Source organism: Prosthecobacter sp. (genome assembly GCF_014879935.1).
Lineage (GTDB): Bacteria > Verrucomicrobiota > Verrucomicrobiia > Verrucomicrobiales > Verrucomicrobiaceae > Prosthecobacter.
Genome location: NZ_JACSRD010000178.1, coordinates 1 through 15,778 on the forward strand (window position 1 = coordinate 1; position 15,778 = coordinate 15,778).

14 protein-coding genes are annotated in these 15,778 nt (G+C 62.9%); 7 read left to right on the forward strand and 7 right to left on the reverse strand.

What is annotated here, in order from left to right; translation table 11 throughout:
- Positions 1 to 201, reverse strand: a 201-nt coding sequence (locus IAE77_RS18900; protein ID WP_294229892.1) for a hypothetical protein, incomplete at its 3' end; no start/stop codon positions are given.
- 573 nt (positions 202 to 774) lie between these two features.
- Here IAE77_RS18900 and IAE77_RS18905 point away from each other — a divergent pair.
- From IAE77_RS18905 to IAE77_RS18935, 7 genes are all read left to right on the forward strand, one after another.
- Entirely contained in the window at positions 775 to 4,155 is a 3,381-nt protein-coding gene (locus IAE77_RS18905; RefSeq protein WP_294229895.1) for a serine/threonine-protein kinase, read from the forward strand.
- Between the two features lie 148 nt (positions 4,156 to 4,303).
- Positions 4,304 to 4,879 carry a hypothetical protein gene (locus IAE77_RS18910; protein ID WP_294229897.1) on the forward strand — a complete coding sequence of 192 codons (576 nt, stop codon included), beginning with the start codon at positions 4,304 to 4,306 and terminating at the stop codon, positions 4,877 to 4,879.
- Entirely contained in the window at positions 4,876 to 5,454 is a 579-nt protein-coding gene (locus IAE77_RS18915) for a DUF6036 family nucleotidyltransferase (protein WP_294229900.1), read from the forward strand. Before IAE77_RS18910 ends, IAE77_RS18915 begins: the two co-directional genes overlap by 4 nt.
- A 7-nt stretch (positions 5,455 to 5,461) precedes the next feature.
- Entirely contained in the window at positions 5,462 to 6,214 is a 753-nt protein-coding gene (locus IAE77_RS18920) for a hypothetical protein (RefSeq protein ID WP_294229903.1), read from the forward strand.
- A gap of 97 nt (positions 6,215 to 6,311) precedes the next feature.
- Complete coding sequence (locus IAE77_RS18925; RefSeq protein ID WP_294229905.1) at positions 6,312 to 6,932, forward strand: DUF1080 domain-containing protein; 621 nt, start codon at positions 6,312 to 6,314, stop codon at positions 6,930 to 6,932.
- Between the two features lie 43 nt (positions 6,933 to 6,975).
- Positions 6,976 to 8,295 (forward strand): DUF1552 domain-containing protein, encoded by a 1,320-nt coding sequence (locus IAE77_RS18930; RefSeq protein WP_294229907.1) that lies wholly within the window; start codon positions 6,976 to 6,978, stop codon positions 8,293 to 8,295.
- Between the two features lie 76 nt (positions 8,296 to 8,371).
- Entirely contained in the window at positions 8,372 to 9,808 is a 1,437-nt protein-coding gene (locus tag IAE77_RS18935) for a UTP--glucose-1-phosphate uridylyltransferase (protein WP_294229910.1), read from the forward strand.
- 22 nt (positions 9,809 to 9,830) lie between these two features.
- On the opposite strand, the gene IAE77_RS18940 is transcribed toward IAE77_RS18935, so the two are convergent.
- The 6 genes from IAE77_RS18940 to ribH all read right to left on the reverse strand — a co-directional run bounded on the left by IAE77_RS18940 (position 9,831) and on the right by ribH (position 15,777).
- Positions 9,831 to 11,369: a hypothetical protein gene (locus IAE77_RS18940; RefSeq protein WP_294229913.1), complete on the reverse strand. Its 1,539-nt coding sequence runs from the start codon at positions 11,367 to 11,369 to the stop codon at positions 9,831 to 9,833.
- A gap of 18 nt (positions 11,370 to 11,387) precedes the next feature.
- Complete coding sequence (locus tag IAE77_RS18945) at positions 11,388 to 12,302, reverse strand: hypothetical protein (RefSeq protein ID WP_294229916.1); 915 nt, start codon at positions 12,300 to 12,302, stop codon at positions 11,388 to 11,390.
- Positions 12,303 to 12,337: 35 nt separating this feature from the next.
- Positions 12,338 to 13,753, reverse strand: coding sequence for a MotA/TolQ/ExbB proton channel family protein (locus IAE77_RS18950; protein ID WP_294229919.1), 1,416 nt, complete (start codon positions 13,751 to 13,753; stop codon positions 12,338 to 12,340).
- Positions 13,754 to 13,943: 190 nt separating this feature from the next.
- Positions 13,944 to 14,789, reverse strand: coding sequence for a signal recognition particle-docking protein FtsY (gene ftsY / locus IAE77_RS18955; protein WP_294229924.1), 846 nt, complete (start codon positions 14,787 to 14,789; stop codon positions 13,944 to 13,946).
- 15 nt (positions 14,790 to 14,804) lie between these two features.
- The gene (gene nusB, locus IAE77_RS18960) at positions 14,805 to 15,269 is read right to left on the reverse strand and encodes a transcription antitermination factor NusB (protein ID WP_294229927.1); all 465 of its coding nucleotides are present in this window, start codon (positions 15,267 to 15,269) and stop codon (positions 14,805 to 14,807) included.
- A gap of 4 nt (positions 15,270 to 15,273) precedes the next feature.
- The gene (gene ribH / locus IAE77_RS18965) at positions 15,274 to 15,777 is read right to left on the reverse strand and encodes a 6,7-dimethyl-8-ribityllumazine synthase (RefSeq protein ID WP_294229929.1); all 504 of its coding nucleotides are present in this window, start codon (positions 15,775 to 15,777) and stop codon (positions 15,274 to 15,276) included.
- Between the last annotated feature and the right edge of the window lies 1 nt (position 15,778).

The following is a 15,778-nucleotide window of genomic DNA, read 5'->3' on the forward strand; positions in this document are numbered from 1 at the left end:
GCAGGCGGCGCTGGCCGGGGCCAGGGCGCCGCGGTAGGTGTCCAGCCCGTAGATGGCGGTGTCCACATCCAGCAGGATGTCGGTGACGTCGCCGGCGACGAGCCCGAGCGCGGCGGCGTGGACGGGCAGCTTGAGCTTGAAGTTGCACAACCAGACGATTTGATCGCCGATGCGGGTGGGGAAGTAATCCTGTCTTTTCATGGCTTTGCGTGTTTTGCTTGAGTTGGCGGGGGTTGAAGAGGGGCTGTCCCAAAAGCCCTGGTCCCAATTTCCCGATGCATGGTCCCAGGGCATTCAGGCGGAAGGTGTGGCTGCGGGCGCAGGCCCGTGGCAGGTCGAGGGCGGAACGGGCAGGATGACTACCGCCTGGCGGCGGCTACCCCCAGCGGGGGCTCCCCCTTTGACAATGGGGGGATGGAAATCGCCGATGGGGGCTCCCCCATTAAAAATGGGGGCACGGAAATCGCCGATGGGGGCTCCCCCATTGAAAATGGGGGCGCGGAAACTGCCGATGGGGGCTCCCCCTTTGACGATGACATCGCCCCCATTGGCAGTCATGCGTCCCACAGCGCCGTGGCTGCGGGGACGAGCACGGGATGGAAGGACGAAAGGCATGGCGGGCTGCAGGATTGCGGGAAAGACCACCTGCCGTTCCCTAATCAGCGCCAAACCGACCTCGTCGGCGTTTGTGACAGGCTATTTTAGGAGACACTGAAGAATAATCCGCCTTTCACGCTTGCCTTCGGTGTAGCTCCGGCGACAAAATCGTCCCTCATGGACGAGGGACTGACGCCGCCAGACCACAACCTGCCCCCTTCAGAAGACGCTGCGACGCAGAAGCTGACGCCGTCCGTGATGGTGGGCCTGCTCGGTGCCGGTGGTGGCAGCCCCAGCCGCAGCGGTTCGAAGCGTTGGAGCCCGCCCTCCGTGGAGGCCTTGCAGCAGATGCTGCCGCAGTATGAGATCAACGCCTTCATCGCCTGCGGCGGCATGGGGGCGGTGTACCAAGGCGTGCAGCGCTCCCTGAAGCGCACCGTGGCCATCAAGATCCTGCCGCCGGAGATTGAGGACGGGGAGGCGCAGTTTGTGGCTCGCTTCAAGCACGAGGCGCAGGCCATGGCGCGGCTGAGCCACCCGAACATCGTGGCCGTGCATGATGCCGGGGAGACGGCGGACGGGCTGCTGTATTTCGTGATGGAATTCATCGAGGGCACGGACGTGGCGCAGCTCATCGCCAGTGAGGGCCAGCTCGACCCCGTCCGCACGGTGCAGATCATCACCGCCGTGTGTGAGGCGCTGGCCTTTGCCCATGAGGAGGGCATCATCCACCGCGACATCAAGCCCTCCAACATCATGATCGACCGCAAAGGGCGCGTGAAGGTGGCGGATTTCGGTCTGGCGAAGGCCCTGAACGTGGAGGGCACGATGCTGACCAGCAGCCACATCGCGATGGGCACGGCCGATTTCATGGCTCCGGAGGTGCTCGTGCCCGGAATGCAGGTGGACCAGCGGGCCGATCTGTATGCCGTGGGAGTAATGCTCTACCAGATGCTCACCGGCCAGGTGCCGCGTGGTCGTTTTGAGTCCCCCAGCCACCTCGTGCCGAAGGTGGACCGCACCTTCGACGCCATCGTGGACAAGGCGATGCAGACGGACCGCGAGAAGCGATACAGCACGGCCACGGAGATGAAGACGGATGTGGAAAAGGTGGCCGCGCCCGCAAGGGCGTGGTCAGGCGCGGACGCCACAGGGCCATCGGTTGGCCACCGCCTTGCGGCGGCAGCCACGCAAAAGAGCAGAGCGGGCAGGAGTGCCCGCGCTCCTCTCATGCTCGCCGCCGCGGCGGTCATCGTCGCCATTGGGATAGGCGCTTACTTTCTCTCCAAGCCACATTCGACGAACAGCCCAGTCTCCTCCTCTCCCAGCGACATCGAGCAAGTGCCGCTGGATCAACCCGGTTCGTCTGTCTCTCCTTCTCCCCGTCTCCCCAGTCCCAGCCCTTTCCCGTTCGATCCGAAAGCCATCAAGCTGTGGGACACGCCAGCGAAGGTCGCGGCGCTGAACAAGCCGAACGTTCGTTGGGAGAACGAGGCCATTCATCTGACGAACAAGGCAGGGCTGCCGGACGGGACGATCAAGCAGGCGGACATGCTCGTGAGGGCGGAGGTGCGGCTGAGCCCGACGTCGGTGAGTCCGCAGATCTGCGGGCGTGTGCTGAGAGACGAAAAAGGCCCCACGGATTTCTACAGCCTGGCTTTGAAGCCGGGGCTCGCCGCCGCGAGGCTGACGGTGCAGCACGGGGACGCCACCACGGAACTGGGTTCCTGGCCGCTCCCCCGTGCCTATCCGCCCGATGCATGGCTGCCGCTGGAGCTGCGCATTATCGGGGAGAAAATCACCGCCGTGGCCGATGGACGGGTGCTGGGAACGCTGTTGGACAGCACGGTCAAAGGTGCCGGGGGCATCCAGCTGTACGCCACCCAGGATGGTTGGTTCCGGAACGTGGAGTGTGTGCCGGTGAAGCCGCCTGTCCGTGTCCCCGGGGCACCGGTGGGGGTGCTCACGCTGTGGGACTCTCCCGAGAAACTCGGCAAGGCCCCGGATGTGGAATGGAGGGACGGTGCGGTGCATTTGCTGGACAACGCCGGCCTGTATGCCGGGCCGCCGAGCCGTGATGCGATCATCCGCGCCTCCATCCGCATGAACGCGGATGCCAAAGGCCCGCAGATCAATCTGCGGCATCGCGGGGACGATGGCTACCGGCTGGCGATCAATCCCAAGGACAACTATGTGGTGCTGGGCACCTCTTCTCACGAGAAGGCAACCAACCTGAGGCAGTGGCCCCTGCCCCGCCGCTATCGCGAGGACGAGTGGCTGCGGCTGGAGCTGCGTGCCATCGGCAACCAGCTCACGGCTGTGGCCGATGGTGTGACCCTGGGCACGATCACCGATGAATCGCTGAGCCAGCCCGGCGGCGCGGGCATTTTTGCCACCAACGGCTGGTTCAAAGAGATCGAGTATCTGCCCCTGGATGAAGGAGGCGTGGCTCCGCCGCTCCCCCCGGCCGCCGGGGTCGGCCAGTGGCGGCCCGTTTCCTTCCGACAGGACGAACTGCTGGGGCCAGGTGCGCACATCATGCCCGACGGCACTCTGAAGCTGTCGCACGGCCATGACATCAACACGGTCATCCCCTGCCAGAACATGGCGCTGAAGGCTCGGCTCAAAAGACCCGAGCGTGTGACGATGTCAGGCCTGCGTCTCCGCACGAAGGGCCCCACCCACGTGGCGCTCCACTTCGGTGCCACCGAGGCGTGGATGAACACCGTCAGCATGGTGCCTCCGCGGACTCCCACCATCCCCCTGAAGCCCGGTCAAGGCGTGGAGACGCCAGCGGAACTCGTCTTCGCCGTGATCGGCCAGCGGGCCTACGGTTCCGTGGATGGCGTGAAGCTGCCGCCTTTTGAGCTGCACAGCCCGGCGTATGTCGGTAGCGCGGGCCTCTGGTCCATGAGCGGGGAGTTCAGCGGCGTGGCGTTCATGCCGCTGGACGGCCTGTCCGAGGCAGAGGCGCTGAAGGCTGTCGGCTTGGACGGCGTGGCCGCAACGGCGGCTCCTGCCGCCCCCACATGGCAGCCGGCCTATGGGAAGCCTTTGGAACAGCTCGCAACTCAGGACGGCAAGCGAAGCTTCGGTGGCGGATGGCTTTCCCTGCAAGGAGGCCTGCCGGAGGCCCGGGCAGAATCCAGGCAGGGGGCGGCCCGCGTGCGCGTGAACTGGCTCGGGTCCACCAAAATGGTGAAGTTCGGCCTCCGCGGCACCGACATTGAGCTGGACCTCGGCACCTCCGGGCAGGCAGCCCTGCATCGCTGGTTGGGCGGGAGCATCGAGCCCGGCGGCCCCAAACTCCCCTTCTCAATCCAGGCGGGGATGGAAGTGGACCTTCAGATCGCGTGGCTGAATGGCCGGGCCTACGGTTGGGTGAACGGGCAGCTCATCGGCAGCCGCTCCATGCTTCCGCCCAAAGATCATGTCTCCGGCATCTGGTTTTCTGCGGACAAGGACGACCAGCAGGTCCGCATCCGCGATTACGAAGTGGTCAATCTCGACGCCCTGTCCGAGGCTGAGGCGCTGCAATTGATCGGAGCCAATCCTTGAAGCAAACACGTGCCAGCCTCCTCCCCCACACCGAACCAAGGCCAGTTCCCCACCACCGAGTGGACGCTACAAGGGCGGCGGAAGGATGAGGAGGCCGGGACCGGTGACGAAGCTTGCCGGAAACCTCGAAGAGCTTACCATGGCAGCCATGAAACCTGAAACGCTGGCGCACCGGCTGGGCACCACGACACACGTCTCCCCGCTGCTGATGAAGGCGCGGCGGCTGGGGCTGCGTGTGCCGGAGGATCTGGAGCGGCTGGCGGTGCAAAGAGGGTGTGACTACTATGCAGGCGGGGGGGACTTAACGACCGTGGCAAGAGAGGCGGCTCCCGCTGCGAGCACGATGATGGCTGATCCCGCTTCGTTCTCCAATGAGGAGCTGGCGGTGGCGCTTCTCTCGATCGGGCTGCCGTATTCACAGCACCGGGTGAGGCTTGGGGCGGCAATGCTCGCTGTCGGCAGCAACTCAGCGCGCAAACTGGCGCAGGCTGCCATCCATGAGCGGTGCGAGACGGTGGTCCGCTACATCGCGCTTTGTGGCAGCAGAGTGGAGCCGGAGAACACTTTTTGGGATGAACTGCTGCGGGAACTGCCCGAACGACCGATGCCGCCGGTCGATACGCTGCCGCATATCACGCGTTTTGTCGCCATGACCGGCTTCACACGACGCGGGCGTGAGACGATCATGCAATGGATTCGCCCGGTGAGAAACGCCGCCGCATGAAGGACACAACCACCAACAATCCAGCCGATCTCATGAAGACGCTGGACGGCTTCCTGGACCATGAGGTTTCACTGGTGGTCTATGGTCGCGGCGCTCTCTGCCTGGGCTACGAGCAGCCGCTGGCCGAGTTCCTGAACACGCAGGATGTGGACGGCATCATCCGTGCGGCACAGCTTGACGATCTTGTGAATGACGAGCGTTTCTGGAATGCCGTGGATGCCACCAATCAAGCCTTGGAACCCAGGGGTCTCTACATCACCCATCTGTTCCAGGAGGACCAGGTCTTCCTGCGGCCGGAGTGGGAGGCGCACATCGTCCCGGTGCTGCGTCCGCCGACACGCTGGCTGAAGCTTTTCCGTCCTCACACCATCGACCTCATCCTGACCAAGATGATGCGCGGCAATGATCCGCAGGACATGGCCGATGTGGATTTCCTGATCCGCCATGACCACGTCACCGCCGCGCAGATGGAGCCGGCCTTTGCCACGGTGCGGATGCCGGACATCCAGGAACTGCGGGATGCCTTCCAGCGTGCTCTGCCGGTGGTGCGCCAACTCCTTGCCCGCCACTCCTGATCCCACCATGTCCGAACCTCGCCACCCCAACGGCCAGTTCCCCACCACCGAGTGGACGCTGGTGGCGCGGCTGAAGGATGAGGATGCCGGGGTGAGCGGCAGGGCGCTGGATGAGCTCTGCACGCAGTATCACTTCCCGCTCTACTGCCTGATCCGCTCGCGGGGCCTCAACCATCACGACGCGGAGGACGCGCTGCATGATTTCCTGGCCAAGCTGCTGCGGCTGCAGGCATTCAGTGAGATCGAGAAGGAGAAAGGCCGGCTGCGCACCTTTCTGGCGAAGTCGCTCGACCGCTTCCTCATCACCCGCCATCACCGCGAGAAGAAGCGGGAGGCGCGGGAGGTTTCGGTGCATGACACGCGCTTCCAGCTCGATCCCAGGCTGGAGCAGCGTTACGAGCGCGAGACAAGCTCAGCCGGGATCGCACCAGACGTGCTGTTTGACCGGCAGTGGTGCGCGCTGCTGCTGCAACGCGTGCTGGCGAGACTCGAAGCGGATTACATGGCGAACGGCAAGACGGAGCTGCTCACCGCCCTGAAGCCGGTGCTCATGGCGGGCGGCAGTCTGCGCGGGCATGATACCGCGATGTTGGCTGCCAGGCTTTCGATGGCGGAAGGCGCGCTGCGCACCGCATTGAACCGGCTGCTCAAGGATTACCGCAAGCGGCTCGAACACGAGGTGCGGCAGACGGTGGTCTCGAAGGACGATGTGGAGGCGGAGATTGCCGATCTGATGTGCTCGCTCGCGAGAAAAGACTGAATGCCTGGAGCGACCTGCTTTGGCGGAACAAAGGCATGATCCCCGGTTGCGAAACGAGGCAGCAGGCTCAAGCGTGTACGACCCATTTGCCTCAACCATGAAACGCACCACACTCCTTCTCGCCGCCCTCTCATTTTCCACTCTGCACGCGGAGGACTGGCAGCCGGAGGCGGGGTTCACCTCGTTGTTCAATGGCAAGGATCTGACGGGCTGGTGCTTCCGGGCGAAGACGGACCGCAAGGATCCGAAAATCGGCGAGGTGACGGAAAAGCACGATGGCAAGACGGAGGCGGCGGACGCGGGGCGCTACATCGTGAAGGACGGGGTGATCGCGGTGACTTTCCCAAACGAACCGGACAAGCTGACCGGCCAGCTTTACACCGTGGCCGAGTTTCCGCAGAACTTCATCCTGAAGCTCGAATTCCGCGCCAGCGTGAACGCGGACAGCGGCGTGTTCATCCGCAAACCGCAGCTTCAGTGCCGCGACTACCTTGTGGCCGGTCCGTACAAGGATCTGAAGCAGTACAAGCCGCAGGAGTGGAATCAGATGATCGTCGAGGTGAAGGACGGCGTGGCTCATTGCACCTGCAATGGCGAGGTTCTGGAGGCGGCGCTGCCGATGCCTGCCACCGGACCGATCGGTCTGGAGGGCGATCGTGGCGTGATGGAGTACCGACACATCCAGATCAAGGAAACGAACCCGAAGCCGCTGCCTTGAGCGCAAGATGCGCGGCGCTTGTGCGTAGCATTTCCACCCCCACATGAAACACCTCGACCGTCGCCAGTTCCTCCGCGACCTCGGCATCTCCGCCGCGGCGTTCCCCTTCCTCTCGGGCCTTCCCAGCGTGACTGGAGCCCCTGCCCCGCAGAAGCGGCAGCGGCTGATCATCATGTTCTCCCCCAACGGCACGCTGCCGAATGAGTTCTGGCCGGACCAGGAGGGGGCGGAGTTCAGCTTCAAATCGATCTTGAAGCCGCTGGAGTCGTTCAAGGACCGGATGCTCATCCTCCACGGCATCGCGAACAAGGTGCGCGGCGATGGCGACAGCCACATGCGTGGCATGAGCTGCCTGCTGACCTGTGACGAGCTGATGAAGGGCAACATCATGGGCGGCGGCGGCAATCCGGCCGGATGGGCGAGCAACATCTCCATCGACCAGGAGATCAAAAACTTCCTCCAGAGCCGCAAGGAGACGAAAACGCGTTTCGGTTCGCTGGAATTCGGTGTCGCCGTGCCTGAACGTGCCGATCCGTGGACGCGCATGTCCTACGCCGGGGCGAACCAGCCTGTGGCCCCCATCGACGATCCGCATCAGATCTTGAAGAGGGTTTACGGGAAGATGAAGGACAAGGAGAGCCTCGTCAGCATCCTGGATGACGTGCGCGAGGACTTGAAACGTGTCTCCTCAAAGCTCAGCGCCCGGGACAAGGCGCTGCTGGACCAGCACATGACGCTCGTCCGCAGCCTGGAACAGGATCTGGTCGAAGCTGACAAGCAGGGCAAGCTGGCGCATCCGGTGCCGGCCGTCGATCCCAGCATCGAGCTGGTGAATGACAACACGCCGCAGATCAGCCGCATCCAAATCGACCTGCTGGTCAATTCGCTGGCCAATGACATGGCCCGCGTGGCCACGCTGCAATACATGCGCTCCGTCGGCATGGCGCAGATGCGCTGGCTCGGTGTGGAGGAAGGCCACCACAGCCTTTCTCACGATCCGGACGACAAGAAGGACAGCTACGAGAAGCTCAAGAAGATCAACACGTGGTTCGCAGGCGAGTTCGCCTACCTGGCCAAACGCCTCAGTGAGACGCCGGAGCCTGCTGGCGATGGCAGCATGCTCGACAATACGCTGCTGGTCTGGACCAACGAGCTCGGCAAAGGCAACACGCACACGCTGGACAACATCCCATACGTCATGGTGGGCGGCGGATTCGGCTTCAAAATGGGCCGCAGCCTGAAATTCGACAAAGCGGCGCACAACCGCCTGTGGATGTCCGTGGCGCAGGCCATGGGGCACGAGTTGAAGAGCTTCGGCAAGGCGGACCTCTGCGAAGGCGGGGCGCTGAACCTGAGGGCTTGATCGGGGCGGCACCACAGGCGCCTGAGGCAGCATTTATTTGCCTCAAGCGCCATGCTTCCCTACGCTTGCGGCCCTCATGAGCGCCCCAGCCACCTCTTCCACCAGCATCGAGACGTCGTTTGCTCCTTTCCGCCAGAGAATGCAGGCAGCAGGCCTGAGTGAAGCCGCGATCCGTGCCTTCCGCAGCAGCTACGCCGCCTTGCTGGCCGGCGAGACGGGAATGATCCCGGAGAACAGCATCGCACCGTCGAAGGACCTGCCCTGCGCGGATGCTTTGGCACAGCCGGAGGCAGGACGCGCAGCCGCGTTGCTGCGGCAGACGGTGCTCATCAAGCTCAATGGCGGTCTGGGCACGGGAATGGGACTGGAAAAGGCGAAGTCGCTGCTGCCGGTGCGTGGTAAGAACACGTTCCTCGATCTGATCGCGCGGCAGGTGCTGCGTCTGCGTGCGCAGACGGGTGGTGAGGTGCCGCTGTTCATGCTGATGAACAGCTTCAGCACGTCCGAGGACACCGCCGCGCATCTGGCGAAACGTTTCCCGCAGATCGGCGGACGCGAGGACTGGGAACTGATGCAGAACAAGGTGCCGAAGGTGCTGGCGGACTCCAAACAGCCTGCCGAATGGCCTGCCAATCCCGATCAAGAGTGGTGCCCGCCGGGCCATGGGGACATTTACGCCTGTCTGGCCGGCTCCGGCTGGCTGGAGCGCCTGCTCGGCCAGGGCGTCCGTTACGCCTTCGTGTCGAACTCGGACAACCTGGGCGCCACGCTCGATCCGGCGATCCTGGGCTGGTTCGCCGACAGCGGCATGCCGTTTGTGATGGAGGTCACGCGACGCACTGAGTCGGACAAGAAGGGCGGTCATCTGGCGGTGCGGCTGCGTGACGGCCGCTTCCTGCTGCGCGAGTCGGCCCAATGCCCGAAGGACGACGAAGCACACTTCCAGGACATCGATCTGCATCGCTACTTCAACACGAACAACCTGTGGATCGACCTCCAGGCGCTCAAAGCCGCGCTGGAGGCCAATGACGGCCTCATTCCGCTGCCGCCGATCATGAACAAGAAGACCCTGGACCCGCGTGATGGCAGCTCGCCGGCGGTGATCCAACTGGAAAGCGCGATGGGGGCCGCGATCGAGTGCTTTGACGGCGCCGGAGCCATCGAAGTCTCACGCATGCGCTTCGCGCCGGTCAAAACAACAAGCGATCTGCTGGCGGTGCGCTCGGACGCTTATGAACTAACGGACGATTTCTGCCTGCGCCTGCATCCGAGCCGCAACGGCCAGCCGCCGCACCTGGAGCTGGATGGAAAGCTCTGCAAACTGGTGGACGGCCTGGAGAAGCACTTCCCGCACACGCCCAGCCTGCTGCACTGCCGCAGCTTCCGCATGTCCGGCCCTGTGGAATGCGGACCGGGCGTCGTGCTCAAGGGAGATGCGCATGTCCGCAACGAGTCCGCGTCTGCCGTGAAGCTGAAGCCGGGTGTTCATGAAGGCCAGATTGCCGTCGAATGACGGCAAGGGCCGTGTGGCAGGCTCAATCGAGCGACCGTTTCGGCGGCGCGATGGAAATGACGGCCGAACCATTCGCCCCACGGCGCACCGCACCCGGCGCGTAACGCTGCACCTCGTACCCGGGAACGTTGACCGTGAGATCCAGCTTCGACAGGAACTCCCACGTCGCGGGCACGCCGACCTCATCCGCCAGTTTGCGGGCTTCGAGGTAGGTCTCGAACGCGTCGGGCATGACCTGGAAGATCGCGACACCGTTCGGATCGGCCTTGATGTCACGCATCATGCGGATGTAGGCCGAGTTGGGCTGCTTCATCGATTCGACGGTCTCGCCGCCGCCGCCTTTGGGTGTGAGAGCGAGCTGCACCGCCGTCGCCGCAGGGATGATCTTCGGCTCAAAGGCGTAGGAACCTGCGATGAGCGGATTGGAAGCCGCGCGTTTCAGCAGAGTCTCGATGCGCATCGCATCGTAGATCGTGCGGTTTTTGCTCACATCCTCGATGCCCTTGAGCTTGCCGAGATCCTGGAAGTAACCGGCCACATCCTTCGGCGTGGCCTTGACCTCCTGGGTGTTGGAGCCCCAGGAGAAGGTGATTTTGCCGCCCGATGCCGCAGCCTTGATCACGGGCTTCAACGGATCGCGTGAGGGATCAAGTTTCACCCAACTGCTGACATCCCCCTTCCCCGCGGCCACGATGGCCTCGGCGACGACCGGCATGGTCTGGCGGGTGGCGACGGCGATGTCGGCAATGGCTGCCAGCAAGGGCTTCGTCGGCGGGATGCCGCCATCAGAGAGCGCCTTGTAAGCCTGCGCGGCATATTCGAGCTGCACGTGATCCACGAGCGGTGCGATGTCGGGCCAGGCTTTCTGCGCGTTGGCGCCGAGGATGCCCTCCACAAGCTTCGCGAAGGGCGGATACTCGACCTTCTGGAATTCGAGTTGGGACTTCACCTTGTCCATGCCGTCCATGATTGGCTTGAGGAACTGGGACTGGTTGAAGCTGAGCACCCCCTGTTTGGCCACCAGGATGCGCGTTTCATTGGGCTTGTCGGGATAGGCACGCGGATTGGGCAGGCGGACGTAGGTCGCGGGCGGGGGCTTGAAGACTGGGGTCTCGTCGAGCAGCGCCTTGAGCCGCTCCACCTCGGCGAGGAGCTTGTCCGTCTCCACCTTGCTGAGTTCACGCTCCTTTTTCCGGGCCTCGAGCTGCTTCTTGAAGACATCGAGGTCCATGAACTTCATCTGGGCCTGCAGTTCGGAGGTATCGACGGTCTTGAGCTGCTCGATGGCCTTCTTCATGTCCGTCTCGGCCTGTTTCTGCATCTCCTCGAGCTTTTTCGGGTCCGCAGGCGGCGGGGGCATCTGTTTGACCTGATCGACGATCTTCTGGTGCTCCTCCGGGGTGACCGGGGGCAGGTCGGAGAGGATTTTCTGCACCACACGTGCCGTGTTGAGCGCCATGACGACAAACACGATCATGAGAACGCCGACCACGTTGGTCACGGCGTCCATGAGGGAGTCGAGATTCAATTCGGGTTCACCGCCTGCTTTTTTCTTCGCCATCGTCGTGAAGGTGGAGGGTTACTTGGATGGAGCCGGGGGTTTGGTCCCGGCGGGAGGGGCCGCCGGTGCCGGAGCTGCGGCAGGTGGCGGCGGGATCTTGCCCCGATACTTGTCGAACATCGCGAGATCGAGGACGCCCTTGCCGGGGATGGGCAGCTTGCCGACGCGGATGTTGTAATCGTTGGACGCCCGGCCGGCGCCGTTGTTGAAAGCGCCCTGGCCATCGTCGCGAATAAGGAAGAGCAGCAGAGCCTTCGGGTTCTTGGCAATCTCGGTCAGGAAGTGATTGTAGGCGACGTCGGAGACGACGACCTCGGCCGTGGCGCTGAGGCGGTAGTCCTCTCCCCAGGCACCCAGGATCTTCAAGGCACCACCGGCCGCCTCGACGAAGTACACCTTAGTGTCGTCCGCCATGCCGCTGCCAGAGGGCTGGACGACCACTGGCGGGATCTTTTTGTCCGGCGGCACCTGGCGCTTCTTGATCTCGGCCATGAGCGTCTCGATCTCCTTCTTGCTCTCGGCCTGCTGCTTTTTCATGCCCTCGATCTCGAGCAGGAGGTCATCGAGCTCCTTCTGCATCTGCTGGCTGATCTTGAGATTGGCCTCCTGGATGTCCTTCGAGGTGTTCAGGAGCTTCCGCAGCTTCACGTATTGCTGCTCCTTCTCGTCGATCTGCTTCTTGAGCTCCTCCAACTGGGCCAGCTTCTCCTTGAGGACGACATCGAGCTTTTTGCGGTCCTCGATCTCCTGCTTGAGCTTGATGTAATCCTGGGCGCGTTTGATCTCCTCCGCCGACCGGCCCTCGGCCTTGCCCATCTGGGCGATGACGAGGACGACGATCATGAGCACCAGCGCCCCGATGAGGCAGGCGAGAATGCTGAGGAAGGGGAAAAGGGAGACTTCCCCTTCCGAGTTGCCGCGTCGTTTGGCCATGTCGTGGGAAAATTAGAACGAGTGGGGGACGGCGGTCAGTCGCGGCTGAACCAGCCCTTCTTTTTCACCTGGTGGATGAGGATCTGCTTCCCGCCGAGTTCGGAGAGCAGCGTGTTCAGGCTCTGGATGCCGCTGGACAGGGCCCGGGTGTATTCCGTGGTGGTCTTCACGCTGTCCTTCACGGAATTGGTGAGATCGTCGCGCATGCGGTTGAGCGCGGCGGCGAACTCGGCATCCACACGCTGCTGGTGGGCGGCGGCACGTTTGTCGAGATTGTCGGCCTGCTCCTTGATCTGCTTCGAGAGGGAATTCAGATCGATGAGGAACTCCTTCTGCGAGTTGGCCACGGCCTTGACCAGCGTGTCCATCATGCCGTTGCTGTCACCACCGGCCACACCGCCGCCATCGTTGAGACGCGGGAGGAGCACTTCATTGCAGAAGGCGTCGATGTTGTTGAGGTTGTCGTCCTCCGACTTGGCGAGGGCGTTCATCGGGAAGTTCAGGAACATGGCGAGCACGAGACCGAGCAGCGTCGTGTCGAAGGCCGTTCCCAGGCCGCTGGTGACCTGGCCGAAGGACTTCATGACCTTGTCCATGTTCGTCATGTCGCTCAAATCAATGCTGCCGATGGCGACGGACAGACCGAGCACCGTTCCGATGAAGCCGAGGATCGGAATGGCCCACAGGAACACCTTGATCAGCGAGTAGCTGCCGCCGATGCGGGCGCCGTCGATGTTGCTCTGGGCAGCGAGCATGTTGCTGACCTCGCCGTTGTTCTGGCGGACTTCAAAGAGCTCCAGCCCCTTGCGGATGCGGTTCACCATGAGGCTGTCGCGAAGGCGGCCGGGAAGCTTGTAGAGGTGATCGATGAAGTGGCCGACGTTCTCGCGGTTGATCTCGCTGCCGAGCTCGGCAGGCAGGACGTCGAGGTACATGGCGTCCTTCTGGTGGCGGAGCTTCTGCCCTTTGAGATAAAGCAGGGCGATGGCCCAGAAGAAGAAGAAAGTCTCCGTGTAGTTCACCCAGGTGCGCTCCAGGAACAGGTCATGGAGGTAATCCATCGTGTTCTGCGGCGGGGTGCCAAACGCGCCCTTGCCGAACGGGAACATGATTCCGAACCATGCGGATGAGGCCACGGCTCCGATGGCGATGGCGAGCCAGGGATTTGGATTCGCCGGGTCAGTCTCCTCCCAGCCGCCACGTTCCTTCGGCATGTAGGAGGGCGCGGGCTGCTCCGCAGACGTGGTCCCCTCATGCTCGTGCTCGTATTCGGAGCCAAACGCGTCGCTTTCGGCAGGAGCCGTCACATTGCTGGGCGCGGGAAGACCCGAGGGCGCCGGCAGATTCGAAGGTGGCGGCGGCGCGGTGCCCGCAGGGATGCTCAGTTTGGTGTTGCAGCCGGGACAGCGGACGATTTTGCCGGCCATTTCTGGCTCGACCTTGAGTTGCATGTCACAGGTTGGGCATTTGAACTTCACGAGTGGTTTCCTCCGATGGGGTGAGTAGTGGGAATGGGAAGGCTATTACGTAGCGGAGATGTGACTTCATCTCCAAGTGTTTTCTTGGGCAGATTTCTTTTCAGCGCGAGAATGACAACGAGGCGCAGGCCTGTGAACGGGTTCTGTCCGTTCCGTCAGAAAATCAGAGCAGTTCCTCGACATAACGCTGCGAATCGAAAGGCTGGAAATCCTCCACCCGCTCTCCGAGGCCGATGAAGCGCGTGGGCACGCCGAGCTCCTGCTGGATGTTCACCAGCACGCCGCCTTTGCCGCTGCCATCGAGCTTGGTGACGATGACGCCTGTCAGCGGGATCGCCTTGTGGAATTCACGCGCCTGCTGGAGCGCGTTCGAGCCTGTGGTGGCATCCACCACAAGCAGCACCTCATGCGGCGATTCGGAATCCTTGCGGCCGAGGATTCGGTGAATCTTCTTCAGCTCCTCCATGAGGTTGTGCTTCGTGTGAAGCCGTCCGGCGGTGTCGCAAATGAGGAAATCCGCCTGCGTTTTGAGCGCCATCTCATAGCCATCGAAGCAAACCGCCGCCGGATCGCAATTCGGCGGCCCTTTGACGAGCGGAATCTTCAAACGCTCCGCCCAGACGGTGAGTTGCTCGACAGCGGCGGCACGAAAAGTGTCCGCCGCGGCCAGCACGACCTTGTGCCCGCGCCCATGCAGCACGTGGGCGAGCTTGGCGGTGCTGGTGGTCTTGCCCGTGCCGTTCACACCGACCATGAGGATCACCTTCGGCCGGCCGGGAAGCGGATCGAGCGGAGGAACGCTCTGTGGCAGGATTTTGCGGACGTGTTCACGCGCCACCTGCACGATGTCAGCGCCGTGCAGCGTGCGCTGGCGTGATTTGAGGTCGGCCACGATCTGGAGCGAAAGGCGCGGGCCGAGATCGCCCGCAATCAGCGACGCCTCCAGGTCATCCCAATCGATGTCGGGCTTGGTGAAACGCTGGATGAGGGATTTGAAGAAGCCGGCCATGAGACAATGACGAAATCAGTGTGACGATTGAGCCTGGTCTTCGACCACGGGCTCCCCGTTGCGTTTCGGTTCATTTTTTCGCAGCGCCCTGGCCAGCCTGTCGAGCACGCCATTCACAAACGAGCCTGATTCACCAGCACTGAGCGCCTTGGCGATGTCGATGGCCTCATTGAGGATGACAGGAGCGGGCACGTCCGGGCAGTACAGCAGCTCGTAGGAGGCGACACGCAGCACATTGCGGTCCACGGCGGCGAGACGCTCCAGACGGAAGTTTTCGACGAGTCTCACAATGTGGCTGTCGATCTCATCCTGGTGGTCAATGACGCCTTTGATGAGGCTTTCGGCAAAGGCGCGGGTGGAGGCCTTCGCGCTGTGCAGCGTCCAGAAGACCTCGGCATCCTCGGGCTTGTGCTCGCCTTGCAGGTCTCGGGAGAAAAGGAATTGAATGGCGGCTTCGCGGCCGTCGCGGCGTTTTCCCATGATGTTAGGCGTGGTCAATGGGTTCGCCGGCGAAGCTGGCCTTCATTTTGCCGAACAGATTGATCATTTTCACACAGGTCTGGGCGGCTTCGGTGCCGCGATTGATCGTGGCCCCCAGGCAACGGGCCTCGGCCTGCTCTTCATTTTGCACCAGCAGCACCTCATGAATGACCGGAATGCAGTGCTTCACCGCCATCTGCTGAAGAGCGTCGGTGACGGAGGCACCGACGAGGTCCGCGTGATCGGTGGAGCCGCGGATGATCACGCCCAGGGCGATCACGGCGTCCGGCGAACTGCCGCGCAGCACCAGTTCCGTACACACCGGAATCTCAAACGCCCCCGGAACACGATAGACATCCATGGAGGCATTCGGCGCGATGATTTCGATCTCCTCCTTCACCGCATTGAGCAGGCCCTGGACGAACTGATTGTTATAAAGGGAGGCAACGATCGCGATATTGATCGGCTCCTGGGTGGGACGCGGACGGCTGGAGGCGTAATTGGACATG